The 20,026-nt window shown below is 62.8% G+C and carries 13 protein-coding genes; 7 read left to right on the forward strand and 6 right to left on the reverse strand.

All coding sequences use genetic code 11. From position 1 onward, the window contains the following. Positions 1-2: 2 nt before the first annotated feature. Together J7557_RS00330 and J7557_RS00335 are read right to left on the reverse strand one after the other, a co-directional pair. The gene (locus tag J7557_RS00330; RefSeq protein ID WP_291416212.1) at positions 3-1,709 is read right to left on the reverse strand and encodes a Rieske 2Fe-2S domain-containing protein; all 1,707 of its coding nucleotides are present in this window, start codon (positions 1,707-1,709) and stop codon (positions 3-5) included. A gap of 91 nt (positions 1,710-1,800) precedes the next feature. Then, on the reverse strand, positions 1,801-2,697 hold the full coding sequence (locus J7557_RS00335) for an aromatic ring-hydroxylating dioxygenase subunit alpha (RefSeq protein WP_291416214.1): 897 nt from the start codon (positions 2,695-2,697) through the stop codon (positions 1,801-1,803). A 222-nt stretch (positions 2,698-2,919) separates the two neighbouring features. Here J7557_RS00335 and J7557_RS00340 point away from each other — a divergent pair, with 222 nt between their 5' ends. After that, positions 2,920-3,954 carry an Ldh family oxidoreductase gene (locus J7557_RS00340; RefSeq protein ID WP_291416216.1) on the forward strand — a complete coding sequence of 345 codons (1,035 nt, stop codon included), beginning with the start codon at positions 2,920-2,922 and terminating at the stop codon, positions 3,952-3,954. A gap of 215 nt (positions 3,955-4,169) precedes the next feature. Here J7557_RS00340 and J7557_RS00345 read toward each other — a convergent pair whose 3' ends face one another. Together J7557_RS00345 and J7557_RS00350 are read right to left on the reverse strand one after the other, a co-directional pair. Then, positions 4,170-4,832, reverse strand: a complete 663-nt coding sequence (locus J7557_RS00345; RefSeq protein ID WP_291416218.1) for a hypothetical protein — start codon at positions 4,830-4,832, stop codon at positions 4,170-4,172. A gap of 47 nt (positions 4,833-4,879) precedes the next feature. Continuing rightward, positions 4,880-5,656 (reverse strand): SDR family NAD(P)-dependent oxidoreductase, encoded by a 777-nt coding sequence (locus J7557_RS00350; RefSeq protein ID WP_291416220.1) that lies wholly within the window; start codon positions 5,654-5,656, stop codon positions 4,880-4,882. Positions 5,657-5,831: 175 nt separating this feature from the next. Between J7557_RS00350 and J7557_RS00355 the strand changes: the two genes are divergently transcribed. The 6 genes from J7557_RS00355 to J7557_RS00380 all read left to right on the forward strand — a co-directional run bounded on the left by J7557_RS00355 (position 5,832) and on the right by J7557_RS00380 (position 16,615). Further along, on the forward strand, positions 5,832-7,037 hold the full coding sequence (locus tag J7557_RS00355) for an efflux RND transporter periplasmic adaptor subunit (protein ID WP_291416223.1): 1,206 nt from the start codon (positions 5,832-5,834) through the stop codon (positions 7,035-7,037). A 152-nt stretch (positions 7,038-7,189) separates the two neighbouring features. Then, complete coding sequence (locus J7557_RS00360; protein ID WP_291416225.1) at positions 7,190-9,148, forward strand: MacB family efflux pump subunit; 1,959 nt, start codon at positions 7,190-7,192, stop codon at positions 9,146-9,148. A 363-nt stretch (positions 9,149-9,511) separates the two neighbouring features. Then, complete coding sequence (locus tag J7557_RS00365) at positions 9,512-11,380, forward strand: autotransporter assembly complex family protein (protein WP_291416226.1); 1,869 nt, start codon at positions 9,512-9,514, stop codon at positions 11,378-11,380. Then, positions 11,380-15,711 carry a translocation/assembly module TamB domain-containing protein gene (locus tag J7557_RS00370; protein ID WP_291416229.1) on the forward strand — a complete coding sequence of 1,444 codons (4,332 nt, stop codon included), beginning with the start codon at positions 11,380-11,382 and terminating at the stop codon, positions 15,709-15,711. The genes J7557_RS00365 and J7557_RS00370 overlap by 1 nt, the downstream gene beginning before the upstream one ends. Beyond that, on the forward strand, positions 15,711-16,313 hold the full coding sequence (locus J7557_RS00375) for a cyclopropane-fatty-acyl-phospholipid synthase family protein (RefSeq protein WP_291416231.1): 603 nt from the start codon (positions 15,711-15,713) through the stop codon (positions 16,311-16,313). Before J7557_RS00370 ends, J7557_RS00375 begins: the two co-directional genes overlap by 1 nt. A gap of 134 nt (positions 16,314-16,447) precedes the next feature. After that, on the forward strand, positions 16,448-16,615 hold the full coding sequence (locus J7557_RS00380; RefSeq protein ID WP_291416233.1) for a hypothetical protein: 168 nt from the start codon (positions 16,448-16,450) through the stop codon (positions 16,613-16,615). A gap of 106 nt (positions 16,616-16,721) precedes the next feature. Here J7557_RS00380 and J7557_RS00385 read toward each other — a convergent pair whose 3' ends face one another. Together J7557_RS00385 and J7557_RS00390 are read right to left on the reverse strand one after the other, a co-directional pair. Beyond that, the gene (locus tag J7557_RS00385) at positions 16,722-18,080 is read right to left on the reverse strand and encodes a metallophosphoesterase (protein ID WP_291416235.1); all 1,359 of its coding nucleotides are present in this window, start codon (positions 18,078-18,080) and stop codon (positions 16,722-16,724) included. Between the two features lie 78 nt (positions 18,081-18,158). Further along, complete coding sequence (locus tag J7557_RS00390; protein WP_291416236.1) at positions 18,159-20,012, reverse strand: extracellular solute-binding protein; 1,854 nt, start codon at positions 20,010-20,012, stop codon at positions 18,159-18,161. Positions 20,013-20,026 lie beyond the last annotated feature (14 nt).

Genomic DNA, 20,026 nt, shown 5'->3' on the forward strand with positions numbered 1-20,026 from the left:
TATCAGATATCCAGCACGAGGCGGCCAGATTTGGCGCGGCTGACACAGGTCATCATGCAGGTGTTGGAGGCCTTCTCGGTCTTGTTGAGATAGACGTCCTGGTGGTCGACCTCGCCCTCCATGACCGTGGTGAGGCAGGTGCCGCAGGCGCCTTGCTCGCAGGAGGAGGGGACAGTCAGGCCGGCTTCGCGCATGGTTTCGATGATGGTCTTGCCGGCGGGGACGTGGAGAGTCATGGCCGAGCGAGCGAGTTCGACGTCGAAGGCCGACGAACTATCGATCACCTTGTCGTTCTGGAAATATTCGAAGTGGATCGCATCGTCGGGCCAGCCGAGCGAGGCCGCGGTTTCCTGCACCATTTCGAGCATGGCGCCGGGGCCGCAGATATAGACGTGATTGGCGAATTGGTATTGGCCGAGCACTTCGGCGATCTTGGCCTTGATGGCGTCGCGGGCGAGGCCGATGTGGCGGTCGAGCTTGCCATGGAGCGCGGCGAGTTCGCTCTGGAAGGCAAGGCCGTCACCGGTGCGGGCAAAATAGTGCAGCTCGTAGTTGAGGCTCGACTTGTCGAGGAAGCGGGCCATAGACAGGAGCGGCGTGATGCCGATGCCGCCGGCGATGAGCACGGTGCGGGTGGCGTCGCGGCGCAGTGGGAAATTGTTGCGTGGCTCGGAAATGGCGAGGACGTCGCCCTCGCGGACGGTTTCGACGAGAACTTTTGAGCCACCTTTGCTGGCGCTCTCCTGTTTGACACCGATAACGTAGCTCGAGAGATCGCCGGGGCCGTTGGTGATCGAGTATTGTCTGATCAGGCCATTGGGAAGGTGCACGTCGATATGGGCGCCGGGCTGGAAGGTCGGCAGGTGTTTTCCGTCACGGTCGGCCAGCTCGAAGCCGATGACGCCATCGGCTGATTTCCACTTGCGCTTGACCACGACGGGCATTGTGTTGCCGCGCGGAATGGCGATGTCGGGCATGGAGGCGAGATCGGCCGAGACCTTTTCGAAGACCGGCTGCAGTGGTTCGGGCGCCGGCTTTTTCGCTGCGGCGCGTTCGAGGCGGTCACGCAGCTTGGTCAGGGTTTCGTTGTAGTGGCGGAGGGTCGCCACTTCGTCGGCGGGCTTTTCGATCAGGCCACGGATGACGGCGCGGCCGGCATCGACGGGCTGGACGAAATAGATCGTTGTGCCAAGGCGCAGCGCCATGCCGGGGAGGAGGTCGGCCGGCTGGTCATCGGGGGCGAGGCCGGCAAGGCCGGCGAGTACGTCTTCGGGCGCGGCATTGACCGGCATGGGACGCAGCGGGAACCAGTCGGAGTTTTCGGCGCCAGCGAAGGGCGCAAATTTCTGGTCGTCATTGGCGGCGGACCAGATAAGGCCGAAGGCCTCTTTGACCGGATATTTGCGGTTTTCGATGCGGCGAGCCGGGGCATCGGCGGGGTGGGCCGGGATATAGGTGCAGCCGGCCGATTGATTGGCATAGCGCCAGCCATGGTACTGGCACTTTAGCTCCTGGCCTTCATTGATGCCGATGGAGAGGCGCACGCCGCGATGCAGGCACCGGTTTTCCCAGACGTTTACATTGCCATCATCGGCGCGCCAGACGGCGAGCTCACGGCCGAGCAACTGGCCCTGATAGACGTGGCGGAACGGCAGGTCCTCGCTCGAAGCGATGGGATACCAGGTGGGGTCTGAGAGGGACAGGGGCATGTCGATCAGATCCAAAGTACAGGGATCGCGCCACGATCGAATATTTGGTCACAAACCGCCCTGGCGTACGGGGCGGGTTCGTTTTTGGGCCTTAGGAGGCCTGCGGGATCACGCCGTAGGTGATGCCCTTCTGGCTCAGCCAGCGGCGGTAGGCGATGGCCGACTTGTCGGCGCGGATCGGGGTTTCCGAGCGCGGGTCGAGCGGCAGTTTCTTGGGGTACTGGTTTTCGAGGATCGGCTTGTCCTGGCCGAAGATCGTCTGCTGGAAGCGGCGCAGGTCGGTCACGGTCGAATAGGAGTCGATCATCGACTGCAAGAGGTGCGCGCGGCAGGTTTCTTCGGTCATGGGCTGAAGGAAAATGCCGATGACGTCGCGGCGGTTTTCATCCTCGGGGCACGACTTGTAGAGGACCGAGCAGAAAGGGTGCGGCACGCGGTAGACATATTCGACTTCCATCGCGCCCGTCGCCGACTTGGCGGCCATGGGCTGGATGAACTTGCACTTGGTGGCCAGGACTTCGTCGCGTTCTTCGGAAACCTCGACGTCGTATTCCTTGACCTCGGTATGCGGCTCGGAGCCCAGAATGTCGGTGTGGACATAGGGGAAGTGGCCCATGTCGAGGAAGTTTTCGACCGCGCGAGGGGCGGAGACGTGGATGCCGATGGAGCCGCAGCTCATATTGGTGCGGTCGGCCTCGGCATATTCCGGGATCGGAAAGAGTTCGGCGGACGGGGTGCCGAGACAGGTCCAGGTGTAGCCATAGGCGGTGCGGACGGGGAGGCGGTCGAGCACGGTTTCGGCGTCGATCTCGTCGCCGGTTTCCTCGTCGCTCGCGAGCCATACGACCGGCTCGCCATCGAGGCCGCGCGTCAGGGCGATGCGGCGGTCGAGCAGGAGCGTCGTTTCGACGAGGCCGATGGCGAGTTCATCGGTCGCGGCGACGACGTGCCAAAGGTCGTTGGTAATCTGATCGGGGGCTTTGGGCATGGGGCTGGTCTCAACTTTGGGTCGAGAATAGCGACCCGGGATGCGAGTGCCAACAAAAAGTGCGCGTGGGTGCTGTGCGGTTAAAGCATGGGCACTTGTCCACATGCCTGTCCCTCCCACGGTGTCATTCCCGCGAAAGCGGGAATCCCTGTTGAAAGGAAACGGAGGTTCCCGCTTTCGCGGGAATGACACCGTGGCTAAAACGGGGTGAGGGAGAAACCAATGACTGACGAACTATCGCCGCGCTTTGCCGAGGATCTGGTGCGGAGCCGCGTCGAGGCGCGATTGGCCGAGGCCGGCGCGAGCGAGGGTTCGCGGGCGGCGGCGATCAAGGCGATGATCCATGCGTCGCTGGTGGGTGTTGATAGCCACGGCGTGCGGTTGACTGGCCACTATTGCAAGATGCTGGGTGGCGGGCGGCTGAACAAGAACCCGCAGTTGAAGGTGGAAAGCCGCGGCGCGGGGAGCGCCATGGTTCATGGCGATGATGGGGTTGGGCATTATGCGGCTTACAAAGCCGTCGAGGTCGGGATCGAGCTGGCGCGGCAGGCTGGTGTCGGCGCGGTGGGCATAAAGCATTCCTCGCATCTGGGTGCGGCAGGCGCTTATGCGCTGGCGGGGGCGGAGCAGGGTTTTGTCACCTTTGCGACCACCAATACCGACTCCATGGTGGCGCTCTATGATGGGGCGCAGAAGTTCCACGGCACCAATCCTCTGGCCTTTGCCGCGCCGGTGCCGAATGCGCGGCCGTGGTTGCTCGATATGGCGACCTCGTCCATTCCGCTCAACCGCGTGCTGCTGCATCGCTCGCTCGACAAGGTGCTTCCAGAGGGCGTTGCCGCGACGCCGGATGGCCAGCCGACGACCGATCCGCATGAAGCCGACATGCTGCTGCCGCTCGGCGGGGTGGACTATGGCTATAAGGGCGCGGCGCTGGCCGGGGTGGCTACGCTGTTCTCGGCGCTTCTTACAGGCACGACGCTCGATCCCGATTTCATCCCCATGTATGGCGGCGACGATATTTCTACGCCACGGAATATGGGGCATTTCGTACTGGTGATCGATCCCGACAAGTTTGCCGGGCGCGCAGTTTTTGCGGCGGCGATTGGGAGCTATCTCGAAAGTCTGCGGGGGTCGCGGGTGCGGACCGGCGGGCGCGTGATGGCGCCGGGGGATCGGGAATGGGAAGAGATGGATCGGCGGAAGGCTGAGGGGATTCCGGTTGATCCGGATACGGTGAGGTTTTTGGGGCTGTAGAGCTGAACTCGGAGCCCACCCTCGCCCCTTGCGGGAGAGGGACAGGATTTTTGCGTTCAGCAAAAATCCAGGGTGAGGGGTTTCTCTCCTCTGCAGAGGAGCAAGTTGTGAAATCGCATACCCCTCATCCCAACCGAAATTCGCATACGCGAATTCGGTGACCCTTCGGGCACCTTCTCCCGCAAGGGGAGAAGGGAGGCCGGTGATTGTGACGGCTACTCAGGCTTCGGCTCCTCATAGTCCACGTCCCCAGCCTTCAGCGCCCCATCCTCCACCGTGAAGTGGATCACCGCCGAGCCACCGGTCGGGCAGCAATTGGCGTCGGTTTCCTGCCACAGACTGGTGCGGGCGACGTATTCGCCCCAATAGTCCTCGCCGAAATCGTAGGTGACGCCCTTCCAGATTTCGAGGCCCTTGGGCAGCTTTGCTTCGACGCCTTCCCACCAGCTGTCCATGTCCACCCGCCGCCATTCCTTGTCGTTGGCCGAGAATTCGAACAGCACGTCGGCATTGAACGAGCCAGTGCCTGCCGTCACGCCGGGCAGGTGGAAGAGGATCGGCTCCGCTTCGGAGAGGCGCGGCAGTTGATACCAGACGCCGTTGAAATCGCTGGCGAGCAGTTCCCAGGCGCCGTCGGTTTCGGCAAAAACCACCACGCCGCCAGCCATGCCTTCATATTCGTCGACGCCGGACTGGATCTGATAGGCGAGGCGGCTCGTGTCGCGCGGGGCGACATAGCCGGCGGCAGCCACGGTGCAGTTCTTGAGGGTGGTTTCGAGGCAGGTATCGCCGAGCGATTTTAGCGACACGGGCGCGGCGAGGGCGGCGCCGGGCAGGAGAGCGGCTACGAGGGCTGGAACAAGCAGACGGGGCAGCATGGGGTCCTCCACAACTGGCCCCATACTGCCCATTTCAAAAGAGGCTGTCAGCCCTCGCGAAAAATGTCGAAGGGACCAATGGCCTGGGTGGTCGCCATCAGTTCGATCTTGTTGATGTTGACGTGGGCCGGCAGCGTCGTGGACCAGAAAATGCTCTCGGCGATGTCTTCGGCATTCATGGCCTTGGTCCGGGAATAGGGCGCTGATGCCTTGCCTTCGTCGCCCTTGAAACGGACGAGCGAGAATTCGGTTTCGGTCAGGCCGGGCTCGATATTGGTGACGCGGACATTCTTGCCCTGCAGGTCCGAGCGCAGGTTGAGCGCGAACTGCTTTACGAAAGCCTTGGTCGCGCCATAGACCGAGCCACCGGGATAGGCATATTCGCCGGCCACCGAGCCGAGGGTGACCACATGGCCGCCGCCGCGGGCGATGAGGCCGGGCAGCAGCAGGCGCACGGTGTAGACCAGACCCGAAATATTGGTTGAGATCATTGTCTCCCAATCATCGAGCACGGCTTCGGCGGCCGGCTGCAGGCCGAGCGCGAGACCGGCATTGGCGAGGACGATGTTGATCGCGTCGAAGGGTGCGGGGATTTCGGCAATGGCCTTTTCCATCGCGGCGCGGTCCTGCACGTCGAGCTCGATGATGTAGCAATTGTCGGCGCCAAGTTCGGCTTGCAGCTTTTCCAAACGGTCCTTGCGGCGGCCCGTCGCGATCACCTTGCCACCGGCGGCGACATAGCGGCGGGCTGCCGCTTCGCCAAAGCCCGAGGTGGCGCCGGTGATGAAGACGACAAAGCGGCTGGGGTCGAGCAGCTGGTACATTTCAGGTCCTGAAGGAAGGTCAGATAGGGAGGCCGGCAAGGTGGACCGGCAGGCCAGCGGCGTCAACCTTTCCAAAGTTTAAGGCTGCATTGCCAAGAGCTAACGTGAAGTCTACTGCCAGAGTCTATATTTCTAAGAAGTAGAATCCTGACCGAGGTGTAAGTCGTTGAAGCGCGTGGCCAAAACAATTGCGGTATTGCTGGTGCTTGCTGCCGGTGGTGGTGTGGCCTGGTGGTACTTCATGGGCCAGCCGGAAGCGAAGACCGTCCCGGAAACGACCGCCGTCACCAGGACCGATATCGAGACATCGGTGCTGGCGACGGGCGTGCTGCAGGCGAGTTCGCTGGTCAGCGTCGGCGCGGAAGTGTCCGGCCGTATCGAGGCCATTCATGTCAAGCTCGGGCAGGATGTGAAGAGGGGCGACCTCATCGCCGAGATCGATAGTCTCGATCAGGAAAACGCGGTGAAGTCGGCTCAGGCGGCGCTGGCCGGCATTGAGGCGCAGAAGCGCAACCAGGAAGCGGTGTTGGTCAAGGCCGAGGCGTCTCTGGCGCGTAGCACCCAGTTGAGCGCCGGGAGCCTGGTGTCGCAGACCGATCTCGAGACGGCGCAGGCGGCGGTGGAGCAGTCCAAGGCGCAGATCGACCAGCTCAGCGCGCAGATCGATCAGGCCAATCTCACGGTGGATTCGGCCAAGCTGAACCTTGCCCGCACCAAGATCGTCGCGCCGAGCGATGGCACTGTGGTGGCGCTGGTGGTCGAGGAAGGACAGACGCTCAATGCCAATTCTTCGACGCCGACGATCGCCAAGATCGCCAATCTCGACACCATGGTGATCAAGGCGGAGATTTCCGAGGCTGACGTGGTCAAGGTCGTGCCGGGGCAAAGGGTCTATTTCACTATTCTCGGCGAACCCGACAATCGCATCGAGGCGACGCTGCGCGAGGTGGAGCCGGCGCCGACATCGATCAGCAGCGACACGACATCGGACAGTTCGAGCAGCGCCATCTATTACAATGGCCTTTTCGACGTGCCCAATGCGGACCACCGTCTGCGCATTTCGATGACGGCCGAGGTGACCATCGTGCTCGATGAGGCCAAGGGCGCGCTGACGCTGCCGTCGAGCCTGGTCACCCGCAAGGGACCGGACGGGGCTGTCATGGTCATGGTCTATGATCCCAAGACCGAGGAAACGCGCCCGCAACGCATCGAGGTTGGGCTTAACAACAATATCACGGCGCAGGTGGTTTCGGGTCTCGAAGAGGGCGAGCAGGTCGTCAGCGGCGGTCTGGTTACCGTGTCCCGGCCGGCGAGCGGGCAGGGCGCGGGCCGCATGGGTGGTCCTGGCGGTGCCGGTGGTCCCATGATCATGATGCGGTGAGTGGCATGATCTCCACATCGAAGGTTCGTGCTGACCGCACCCCCCTCCCATCCTCCCCCACAAGGGGGGAGGTGCCGCATCCAGTGGGTGGCACCATCCAGTCAAAATCGCCGTCCCTTCACCTCCCCCTAGATGGGGGAGGCCGGGAGGGGGTGTCGGCAAGCTCAAAACCCATCATCTCCATCCGCAACCTCGTCCGGCGCTTCGCAGCGGGCGGCGAGAGTGTGGCGGTATTGAAGGGTGTCGATCTCGATATCCATCGCGGCGAGATGGTGGCCATTATCGGTCAGTCCGGCTCGGGCAAGTCGACGCTGATGAATATTTTGGGCTGTCTCGATCGGGCCAGCGAAGGGACCTACCTTTTCGATGGTCGCGACGTCAGCAAGTTCGACGCAGACGAACTGGCTGCGCTCAGGCGCGAGCATTTTGGTTTCATCTTCCAGCGCTATCAGCTGCTGCCCGATCTCAATGCCGTCGAGAATGTGGAAGTGCCGGCGGTTTATGCTGGCGCCGATGCGACGGCGCGGCGCAAGCGGTCGACGGAGCTGCTGACGCGGCTTGGTCTCGGCGAGCGGCTGCATCATCGGCCCAATGCGCTGTCGGGCGGGCAGCAGCAGCGCGTCAGCGTGGCGCGGGCGTTGATGAATGGTGGCGAGGTGATCCTCGCCGACGAGCCAACCGGCGCGCTCGACTCGCATTCGGGCAAGGAATTGATGGCTCTCCTCAAGGAGCTGCATGCCGATGGGCACACGATCATCATCGTCACCCATGATGCCAAGATCGCAGAGCAGTGCCAGCGGGTGATCGAGATCGCCGATGGCAACATCATCGATGATCGTTATATCGGCGAGCGCGACACGGCGGCCAATCGCGTTGAAAAAGTGCTGCGCAAGCCGGGCTGGCGCATGGGGATCGACAGCATGGGTGAGGCGCTCGTCATGGCGCTGCGGGCCATGGGGGCACACAAGCTGCGCACCTTCCTCACCATGCTCGGCATCATTATCGGCATTGCCTCGGTGGTGGCCGTGGTGGCGCTGGGGCAGGGTAGCCAACAGAGCGTGCTCGAGAACATTTCGTCCATCGGCACCAATACGATCAACGTCTATCCCGGCTCGGGTTTTGGCGACATGCGTTCGGGCAGGGTGCGGACGCTCAAACCCACGGATGCCGATGCGCTGGCGGGCCAGCCCTATGCCGACAGCGTTTCGCCGCAGGTGTCGAGCCAGGCGACGGTGCGCTATCGCAATACGGCGTCGAGCGCCTCCATCACTGGCGTGGGCGAGGACTATTTCCAGGTCAATGGCCGCAGTTTTTCGTCGGGCTCGGGCTTTACCGAAACCAGCGTCGCGACGCGGGCGCAGGAAGCGGTGCTCGACCAGAATGCGGTCACGGCCATTTTTACCAATGGCGAAAATCCGATCGGGCAGGTGATCATGCTGGGCAAGGTGCCGGTGCGGGTGATCGGGGTCGTTGCCAACCAGTCCGGTTTCGGGCCGGGCGGCAATTCGGCCAATGTCTACATGCCCTATACGGCGGTGATGGACCGTATTCTCGGGCAGTCCTACCTGAGTTCGGTCGCGGTGCGCATTTCCGACGACTACGATATGGCTACGGCCGAGGCCGAGATTACCGAACTCTTGACGCGGCTCCATGGCGGGACGCAGGACTTTTTCCTCCAAAATACCGATACGATCCGCACGACCATCCAGTCCACCTCCCAGACCATGACGCTTCTTATCTCTACCATTGCGGTGATCTCGCTGGTGGTGGGCGGCATTGGGGTGATGAACATCATGCTGGTTTCGGTCAGCGAGCGGACCAAGGAGATCGGCATCCGCATGGCGGTCGGCGCGCGGCGGGGCGATATCTTGCGGCAGTTTCTTATCGAGGCGGTGCTGGTCTGCTTTGTCGGCGGCGCGGCCGGTGTGGGCCTGAGCTTCGCGCTGGGACAGGGGTTGACCGTGCTCGTCTCGGGGGCACGGCTGGTCTATTCGCCGGAATCGATCGTGCTGGCGATTGTCTCGGCGAGTCTGATCGGGATTGTGTTTGGGTTCATGCCGGCGCGGTCGGCTTCAAGGCTTGATCCGGTAGAGGCGCTGGCGCGGGAGTAGGTGCCGCCCTTCTCCACGGCGTCATTCCCGCGAAAGCGGGAATCCCTGTTTGTGTGCGAAACAAAGATCCCCGCTTTCGCGGGGATGACACCGAGTTTGTGGTGGGACGCGGGCATCCAAAAACCGTTGCCTATCGGCCACGGATTCTTTTTCAAAACCATCACGTTCCGGCCCAAAGCTTGCCCTTTGCGGCAGGGTCGCCCTAAACTCGCCATGAAGAGGACGCCCTTTGGGCAGGCGGGGGAGGGTTAACCCAATCTTTCCGAGCGCCAAGCTATTCTCAGCTTTGATCTATTGGTTGAAGCGTAACGGTCGGGAACTGGTTCACTGCAAAGCGCGCGTTGGGTATCGAGTATTGGCGCCTTGTGCATCGCCGCGGCCTCCTTGGCTGTGGCGGCTCCTGCGCATGGTTTTGAGCTGTTCGGCTTCAAGTTTTTCGAGGACGAGACTCAGGATGCGGTGATCATTGATCCGCAGAACTATGTCGTCACGTTCTCTTCGACGCAGACTGGCGCCGTCGAAAATGCGGCGCGCAATGCTTCCTCGCTCGTGGCCGATCAGGGTGAGCCGGCTTCCGGCGTTGCAGGGCTTCTGGCCAAGGCGCGCGGCGACTACAGGCGCATCATCGCGGCTCTCTACAATGAGGGCCATTACGGCGCCGCCATCAGCATCCTCATCGGTGGCGTCGAAGCTTCCAAGCTGGCGCCCGATGCGCGGCTGCCCAATCCGGTCGATGTGAGTGTTTCGGTCGATCCCGGCCCGCTCTTTACCTTCAATAGCGTCAACATCGCCAACCAGGCGCCCGCGACCAGCGATCCCGATGACCAGGTCGATCTGCCGGTGCTGCGCGGTTTTGGTGCCGGGCAGGTGGCGCGCTCTTCGGTGATCCTTGCGGCCGAGCAGCTTGCGGTTCAGGCCTGGCAGCAGCAGGGCTATGCCAAGGCCGAGATCACTGGCCGCGATGTCGTCGCCAACCATGCGAACAACACCGTAGATGTGACCATCAACGTCAATCCGGGGCGCCTCGCGGCGTTTGGCGATATCACGGTGACCGGCACCCAAAACATGAACCCGGAATTCGTGCGCCAGCAGACCGGGCTTGCCGTGGGTCAGGAATATGATCCCGACGACCTGACGCGTGCACAAAAACGTCTCGACCGTCTCGAAGTGTTCCGGGCGGCGCGTTTCCAGGCGGCGCAGGATATTTCGCCCGATGGCCTGCTGCCCTATGAGCTGCTGGTCGAGGAATTGCCCGGCCGCCGCTTTGGTGCGGGCGCTACATATTCCACCATTGACGGTCTCGGCGTCGAAGGTTTCCATCTCTGGCGCAATCTCTTCGGGCAGGCCGAACGGCTGCGGCTCGATGCGCGCGTCGCCAGCATTGCCTGGCCCATCGATACCGCCCAGTTCGACTATATGTTCGGCGGCACCTTCACCAAGCCAGGCTTTCTTACTCCCGATACCGATCTCGTCGCCGCCATCGCAGCCGAGCGCACGATCTATCCGACCTATACGGAAACATCGGCACAGGCGCGTCTGGGTCTCACGCACTATTTCTCGGATGAACTGACGGCCGAGGGCGGCGTGGTTTATGAGCGCGCACGCTTCGACGACGTCTTCGGTACCCGCGATTTCTCGACCCTCGGCATCTATGCCGGCGCGACCTTTGACGGACGCGACAGCACGGTCGATCCGACCGAGGGTTGGTATCTCGCGGGCAATGCGGAGCCCTACTACGACTTTTCCTTCGAAAAGATGGGGCTGCGGCTCACCGCTGAAGCCCGCACCTATTTTGGCTTCTCCGAGGACGACCAGTTCGTGCTGGCCGGCCGCGTTAAGGCCGGTGCACTGCTCGGCCCAGCACTCAATGAAATCGCGCCGGACAAGCTGTTCTTTGCCGGTGGCGGCGGCTCGGTGCGCGGCTATGCGGTCAAGTCCATCGGCGTCGACGATGGCAAGGGCGGCGTGACCGGCGGACGTTATCTGCTCGAAGCCTCGCTTGAAGCGCGGGCCAAGGTGACCGAAAGCATTGGCGTCGTCGGCTTTGTCGATGGTGGCTATGTCGCGGCGGATACCTTCCCGAGCCTTGATGAACTCCGCCTCGGCGTTGGCGCCGGCGTGCGCTACTATACCGGGCTCGGCCCGCTGCGCCTCGACGTAGCCATTCCGCTCAACAAGCGGGCGGGCGATCCGGACTATGCTATCTATGTCGGCATCGGGCAGGCTTTCTGATGATGCCGCTTGTGAAGAAAAAATACCGCCGCGTTGCCCTGGCTTCGCTCGTTCTCGTGCCGCTGATCGGGGTGCCCGTGGCGCTCGTCGCGCAGGACAATTCCGATGACGCGCAGAAGGACTGGCTGACCGGTTTCGTCGAAGGCCAGCTTTCGACGCCCGAGCGGCAGATTCGCCTGTCTAATATCGATGGCGCGCTCGGCTCGGATGTGTCGATCCGCGAGATCACCATTGCCGACCAAGAGGGAGTGTGGCTGCGGGTCAATAATGCGAGCCTCAACTGGAGCCAGGCCGCGCTCTTTACCGGCCGGTTGCAGGTCAATTCGCTCAAGGCCGAGTCGATCGACTATATCCGCAATGCCGTTCCGGCCGAGGGCGTCGATCTGCCGCCGCCGGAAGCAGGCAGTTTTTCGGTGCCGGAATTTCCGGTGGCCATCAATATCGGCGAACTCTCGGTGCCCCGCGTCACCTTCGGAGACGGCGTCTTTGGCCTCGGTTCGGAGATTTCGCTCGCCGGCAATCTGGCGCTTGAAGGCGGCAATCTGAACACCGCGCTCGATATCGCGCGCCTCGACGGGCCCGGCGGTACGCTCAATCTCGACGTGTCCTATGTGCGCGAAACCAATGAGATCGACCTGAAATTCGATCTCAACGAGCCGGAAAACGGCGTACTCGCCAATCTCCTCAATATCGAGGGGCGCCCGGCCATGCAGCTCACCCTTGCGGGGCAGGGGCCGGTGGCGGATCTGCGCGCCGACCTGAGCCTGCTCGCCAATGGCCAGACCGCGCTTGCCGGCGTTTCGACCATCAATCAGACGGCGGAAGGCTTTGCCGTGGACGCCGATCTCGGTGGTCCGCTTTCCATGCTCATGGCCGAACAATATCGGCCCTTCTTCGGCAACGATACGCGGCTGTCGCTCAATGCCCTGGTGCGCAGCGCCGGTGGCATCGAACTCAACGATCTGTCGCTGACCGGCGGGCAACTGGCGCTGCAGGCCAATGCCAGCACGACGGCCGACAATTTCCTCTCGCGCCTCGACCTCAAGGCTTCCATTGCCGACCCGGCTGGCGGCCTCGTCCTCTTGCCCGCTTCCGGGGCGCCGCAGGTGCAGGCTGCGCAACTCACGGTCGATTTCGGCCGCGACGGTTCGGAGGACTGGAGCGCCGATCTGGGCATCGACAAGCTGATCACCGGCGATTTCTCGGCCGAGCGCGTCGGCCTTGCCATCAATGGGGTTGCGAGCAATCTCTCCGATCCCCTGACGCGCATGATCACCTTCAATGGCGACGGTACGCTTTCCGGCATTGCCGGCGAGGAAGCGGTGGAAGCCGCGCTTGGCGACAGTGTCGGCCTCGGTATTGCCGGGCTCTGGAATGCCGGCCAGCCGATTGAACTGGCACAGTTGCGCATTGTGGGCGAAGCGCTGACGGCGGGGCTTTCGGGTGTCATCGATGGCGGCGCTTTCCGCGGCCGCATCGGTGTCGAGACCGGCAGCATCGCTCCCTTTTCCGGCCTTGCGGAGCGCGAACTGACCGGCGGCCTCTCGCTCGACGCCGAAGGCTCCGTTGCCTTTGTCGGCGGCGCGTTTGACCTGACCTTTGCAGGCTCGGGCCGCAATCTCACCATCGGCGATGAAACCGCCGACAAGCTGCTGGCCGGCGATGTGGCACTGTCCGGGCGCCTTGCCCGCACCGAAGCCGGCATCGTCGCGGACGATTTTTCTCTTACCAATCCGCAGGTGCAGTTCACCGCCGACGGTGTCTATGGCACCAGTCAAGCCGATTTCGCCATCGGGCTCGATCTCTCCGATCTCGGCCTCCTCACCGATCAGGCCTCCGGCGCGCTCGTCGTGCGCGGCACGGCGAAATCGGCATCGGCCGATGCGCCGGTCGCTCTCGTGCTCGATGCGACGGTCGCCAATGGCAATCTCGTCGGCCGTAACCTCCGCGATGCGCAGGTCGGCCTCGATCTCTCGCTGCTGCAGGGGAACCTGACCGGCCGCATCAGCGGCGAAGCCATGCTCGATGGCCACCGGGCGACGCTCACCTCGCAGGTCGTCTCCGACACGGCGCAGCAGGCACTCAACAATCTCGATTTCGAAATTGCCGGCACACGTGTCTTTGGCTCAGTCAGCCGCGCGGTCGATACGCAATTGCTGAATGGCCGACTTGATGTCACCGCGTCCGACATATCGCTTGCGGCCGCACTGCTGCTCACCGAAGCCTCGGGCAGCATCAATGCGGCGCTGGCCCTGTCGCCGGTCGATGGCGTACAGCAGGCTGGGCTGACCGCGAACGCGACCAATTTGAAAGTCAACGACATTGCCGTTGGCCGCGCCGAGATCAGCGCTACGGCGGTCGATCTCTTCGGCGTTCCCGCGCTCAATGGCACGGTCACGGCCGGTAGTGTCGTTGCCGCCGGCACCACGGTCAACACGCTCAATGCGCGCGCCAGCCAGAGCGGGGATACGACGAGCTTTGAGGCTCGGGCGGCCCTCGCGACCGGCACCAGCGTCGATATCTCCGGGGGCCTTGCCCCGGTCGAGGGTGGCTATCGCCTGGCGCTCGATCGTGCCGATCTCACCCAGGGCAGCATTGCCGCGCGTCTTGCCAATCCCACCACCTTGCTGGTGCAGGGCAATAGCGTCGCTCTTGATGCGCTGCGCTTCGATGTGGGCTCGGGCAGCCTCACCGCTTCGGGCACGGCGGGCGAAACGCTGGCGCTCAATGTCAGCATTGCCTCCCTGCCACTCTCCATCGCCAATACCGTGGTGCCTAGCCTCGGTCTTGCCGGTACGCTCGATGGCACGGCGGTCGTCTCGGGTTCGGCCTCCAATCCGCAGGTGCGGTTCGATGCGCGCGGCAGCGGCATCGATGCCGCCGCCATCCGGTCCTTCGGCATTGCTCCCATTGGCCTCACTGTCGCCGGTTCCTATGCCGGCAATAGCGTCGCCATAGAGCGGCTTTCGGCCAATGGCGCGGCTGGCCTCAATGTCACAGGTTCGGGCCGTGTGCCGCTGTCGGGCGGCGGGCTTGCCGTGACGCTCACGGGCTCGGCGCCGCTGGCGCTCGCCAATCGCTTCCTCGTCGATCGCGGCGGCCAGTTTTCGGGCATGGCCAATTTCAACGCCGATGTGTCGGGCAGCATCGCCGCCCCGCAATTCGGTGGCTCCGTGTCGATCAATGGCGCAGGCTATGTCGATCCCGAACTCAATCTGCGCCTCACCGACATTACCGGCCGCGCCACGCTTGCCGGCACCTCGGCGCGCATCGAAAGCCTCACGGCCAATCTGGCGACCGGCGGCAATGTCTCGGCCTCGGGCACGGTCGGGCTTTCCGGCCAATTCCCGGCGGACCTCCGCGTCTCGCTCAATTCGGCCCGCTATTCGGATGGCGAAATCTTCCTCGCCACGGTTTCTGGCGGCCTGACGTTGACCGGCAATCTCGCGGTTACACCCCTGCTGGCCGGTACGCTCAATATCGAGAATGCCAATATCACCGTGCCGGAAGGCTTTGGTGGCGGTACGCCGCTGATCGATGTCACCCATGTGGCGACACCTCCCGCGGTGAAGCAGACCCTGCAGCGTGCCCGCATCGATGCGGCCGGTGCGCCGGTACCGCAGACCCGCTCGTCCGGCCTCCTGCTCGATGTGACCGTCAACGCGCCCAACCAGATCTTCATTCGCGGCCGTGGGCTCGATGCCGAAGTCGGCGGTTCGGTGCGCCTTGCCGGGCCTCTCAGCAATATCCAGCCGGTCGGCGCCTTCTCGCTCAATCGCGGCCGCCTCTCCGTCCTCGGCCAGCGTCTCGATTTCGAAACGGGCACCGTGACCATGCTGGGCGATCTCGACCCCCAGCTCTATTTCGTGGCGCGGACCGAGGGCGATGGCATCACGGTGTTCGTCACCATTGCAGGCCGTGCCTCGGCACCGGAAGTAACATTCACCTCCAATCCGAGCCTGCCGCAGGACGAAGTGCTGAGCCGCCTGATTTTCAAGCGCTCCATGGGCGAATTGACGCCGTTGCAATTGGCGCAGCTTGCCGGCGCAGCCGCCGAACTCGTTGGCGGCGGTGGCGGCGGTCTCGTCGACGGGCTGCGTGGCGCGGCCGGTCTTGCCGACCTCGATGTCGTCACCGACGCGCAGGGCAATGTGGGCGTGCAGGCCGGCACTTACCTGCAAGACAATATCTATCTTGGGGTCACCGCCGGAGCGAATGGCCAGTCCAAGGTGACGATCAACCTCGACGTCACCAATGACCTTGTGGTGCGCGGCACGGCCGGTCAGAATGGTGACTCAAGCGTGGGTGTGTTCTACGAACAGGACTATTGATGAGCTTCTGGGACGATCGCTATAGCCGTGACGAGTATGTTTTCGGCGAGGCGCCCAATGCTTTTCTCGCCGCGCAAGGCCATCTGCTGCCGAAGTCGGGCAAGGCCCTCGCAATTGCCGATGGCGAGGGCCGTAATGGCGTCTGGCTCGCGGAGCAGGGCCTCGATGTCGTCTCGATAGACGCTTCACCGGTCGGCCTCGACAAAGCGAAGAAGTTGGCAGCCAAGCGCCGCGTGCCGCTCCAGACGCACTTGCTCGATATTGCCGATTATGATTGGCCGAAGGACCGCTTCGATGTGGTGGCGGGGATTTTCTTCCAGTTCGCTGGGCCCGAACTGCGCGACGAAATCTTTGCCGGCATGATCGAAACGCTTAAGCCCGGTGGGCTGCTGATCCTGCAGGGATACGGACCACGGCAGCTTGAGTACAAAACCGGCGGGCCGGGGATTTTGGAAAACCTCTACACCGAGGCGCTGCTGGCCGAGAAGTTTGCGGCGCTAGAGATTTTGCATCTCAGCGACGAGGACAGGGAGTTGGCCGAGGGGCTGACGCATGTCGGCAGGTCACATGTGGTGGATCTGGTGGGGCGGAAGGCGGGGTAAGCTCGGCCGGGTTGAGCGAGCGGCCCTGCTGGCGTTTCCGGCTTATCGCTTTTGCATCAAATTTGATACAATCCCGCTATTGTTAAGTAGCGCACCGGGCGCAGGCTACTCCTCGCAAATAAAGGGGTGCCCAAATGAGTGAAGATTGCAGCCACGGCCACAATAGTGCTTCCGAAGAATCCTACTTCTACAAAGAAACGCTGCGCCTGATCGAGAATTTGCGTGTGCGTCTCGCATCGCCGATTTTTCCGATCAGCGATCAGCAGCGTGCCGCACCAAGAATTCCGCCAATCGCCGCTTGAGCGAACGCAAGGTTTTTCAGTGACTTCATCGCAGCCATTCTAGCACCCCGGGTCCAAAGCCCGGGGTGTTTCTCATGATATCGGCGAGAATAGCGTCGACAGAAGTCTACTTCAGCGCCGCAACAACCAGCGCCTTCAAGCCCACGTCCGGACCGGGCGTGAACACCAGATCTTCCCGCCCAAAGTACGACTTCTGGTTGGTCGCCGACCAGTCATTGGTCACGAGACGATAGGCGTCCTTTGTCGGCAGGCCCGTCGGGGCAGCGTAGAGGAAGTCGCCGGTGCGCTGTTCGAGCGTCTGGGCTTCGTTCTGATTCACCACGGCGAGGATTTCGGCGAGCGTCTTGGCATCGACATCGGCGACCATCAGCTTGCCATCGAAGCGCACGACGGAGTCGAAAGCATACTTGCTGATATCGCCCTGCGGCAGACCGTTGCCGAGCGTCGTGTGGCCGATAAAGCCGATATCGCCTTCGCCCGCTGCAGCCATGCTTTCGGCAACGAAGCGGCCGGTCTGGGCCAGCGTCATTGCAGCAGGGCTGGCGCCGATGGCAGCCAGTTCTTCGGCGGTGAGGTGCTCGGCGAGAGTTTCGCTGATCAGCGCAGCAAGGGCTTCGTTCGCGGCAACATCGTCGTGGACGCGAGACTGCTCGACGGACAGGGACTTGTCGGCGGCGACTGACACCACCGTATAGGTGCTGCTCCACGAGGCGGTATGGACGTAGCGCGTCTTGCCTTCGTCATGGGTAAAGGTCAGGTGATCGTGGCCGCCGACGATCAGCGTGCCATCGGTCAGCAGCGGCAGGATGGCGCGATCGGCGACGACACCGGCATGGCTGAGGACGATGGGCAGGACATCGCCATCGAGCAGGCCAGCAAGGTTCTCCGTGGCCCAGGCGGCGGGCTCGGGAATGGTCAGGGCCTCGCGGCTATCCTTGGGATAGGTATTGAGCTTGTCGGTGGCGATGCCGACGACGCGGACGGGAAGAACGCCCAGCGTCAGGTCGGTGCTGGTGCTGGCATAGAGTTCGCCCGTGCGCGTGTCGGTGATGTTGCTGACGACGGTGATGCCGATTTCCTCTGCCTGCGCGATGACATTGGCAAGGTCGGTATCAAGGTCGGGCTCGTGATTGCCGATATTGAGGACGGTCGGGGCGAGGGCAGCGACGGCTTCGAGGAAAGCCCAGTCGATGATGCCGGCCGAACGCACGGCAACGACATTGCCGAGTTCAAAGACGTCGCCATTGATTAGGATGATGTGGGGGACCGGGTTGCTGGCGACTTCGCTTTCGAGCGTTGCCAACAATTCCGCGGTGCGCTCATAGGCCGAGTGCAGGTCGGACAGGACGATGATGCGGCCAGCGGCCTCCCGCGCCACGGCCGGAATGGCCGTGGCGATGAAGGGCAGGGCTGCGGCGGAGCCGAGGAGTTGCAAAGCCAAGCGGCGGGTGATGGTGTTCGTCATGCCCAAAGTCCTTGTAGAAATATCGCCCATACGGCGGGCGGATCACTGCACAGGCGCGACGACACTGTCGTGACAGGATTACTGGCCCGTGCCTCCAGTCTTTGCCGCCTTTTCTGCGTCCCACCACCAGATGGTCGGGAAGCCATTGGAGAATTCGGGCAGCGTTTCCGGGCGGCTGAAGCGGTCCCAGCGGGCGGTGCGCGAATAGCGCAGCGAATAGCCCGGCACGACGAAATCGTGGGCCAGCAGCACGCGGTCGAGCGCTTCGGTGACGGCCAGCTGCGTTTCGCGATCCTGCGTCGCAACGAGCTGGTCGATCAACGCATCGATACCGGGATCGGCAATGCCGGCATAGTTGCGCGAGCCCTCTTCATTGGCGCTGGACGAACCAAAGAAATAGCGCTGCTCATTGCCCGGCGAATAGGACTGGGCCCAGCTTGCATAGATCATGTCATAATCGAAGCTGCGCAACCGGTTGATATATTGCGGTGTGTCGACCATGCGGACATTCACCGCGATGCCGATCTGCCCGAGATTGCGCTGCAAATTGGCGGCGATGGCCTCCAGCGTCGGCTGGTGCATCAGGATTTCGAAGGAAAGCTGCTGGCCATTGGCATCGACGAGCTGCGTGCCGTTGAGCGTATAGCCGGCCTCGGTGAGCAGGCCGAGCGCCTTGCGCAGGTTTTCGCGCAGCTTGGTCGGATCGCCATTGACCGGGTTGACGTATTCCTCGGTGAAGACCGTCGCGGGCACCTGGTCTTTGATGCCTTCGAGAATTTCCAGCACCTTCCCCTGCGGCAGGCCCTTGGCGGCGAAGGGCAGGCCGAAGAAGTAGGAGTTCACCCGGGCATACTGGTTGTAGAAGATGGTATTGTTCAGCTCTTCGAAATCGAAGGCATAGTTCAGCGCCTCGCGTACCCGCTGGTCCTGAAATTTCTCGCGGCGCAGATTGGGGATGAAACCCACCATTTCGCCGCGGCCATTATAGTCCTGCGGGAATTCCTCCTTGATCACGCGCCCATCGGCGACGGCGGGGAAGTCAAAGCCCGTGGCCCAGCGGCGGGCGGTGTATTCGCTCCAGAAATCGAACTGGTCGCCCTTGAAGGCTTCGAACCAGACGGATTCATCGAGGAAATATTCGTAGCGGATCTCGTCGAAATTGTTCGAGCCGATCTCGGTCGGGTGGTCCTTGGCCCAGTAGTCGTCGACACGCTCATACGTCACTGAGCGGCCGGCTTCGAAGCTTGCGAGCTTGTATGGGCCCGAGCCCAGCGGCGGCTCCAGCGTCGACTCGCCGAGATTGCGCGGCTTGCCATTGGCGCCCGTGCCTTCCCACCAGTGCTGCGGCATGACCATGAGCTGGCCGAGGATATGGGGCAGCTCGCGGTTGCCGGTCATGTCGAAGGAGAAAGTCACTTCGCCCGGCGCCGTCACTTCGGCCGTGGTGATATTGGCATAGTACTGGGCGTAGACCGGGCTCAGTTCCTTTGATTTCTCGAAGGACCAGACAACGTCCTCGGCGGTCACCGGCTCGCCATCGTGCCAGCGCGCCTTGGGATCCATGCGGAACGTCACCGAGCCATAGTCGTCAGCCACCTTCATGGCCTCGGCCAGCAAGCCGTAGGAGGTGTTCACCTCATCGAGTGACGCGGTGAGGAGTGTTTCGTAGATCAGCCCGATACCGCTCGCGACTTCGCCCTTGGGCAGGATCGGATTAAACGTATCGAACCCGCCACGTGAGCCCAGCCGCACCGTGCCCCCCTTGGGCGCGTCGGGATTGACGTAGTCGAAATGAGTGAAGCCCTCGGGGTATTTCGGCGCCTCGGTGAGACTATCGGCATGCACCCAGACGCCGGTCGGGGTCTGGGCGACCGTTGGCGCAGCAAGGCCGAGCGCGAGAAGGCCGGAGGCGAGGAGGGTCGAGAGCTTCATAGTCTGGCTCCGCT

The organism is Devosia sp. (genome assembly GCF_017744655.1).
GTDB lineage: Bacteria > Pseudomonadota > Alphaproteobacteria > Rhizobiales > Devosiaceae > Devosia.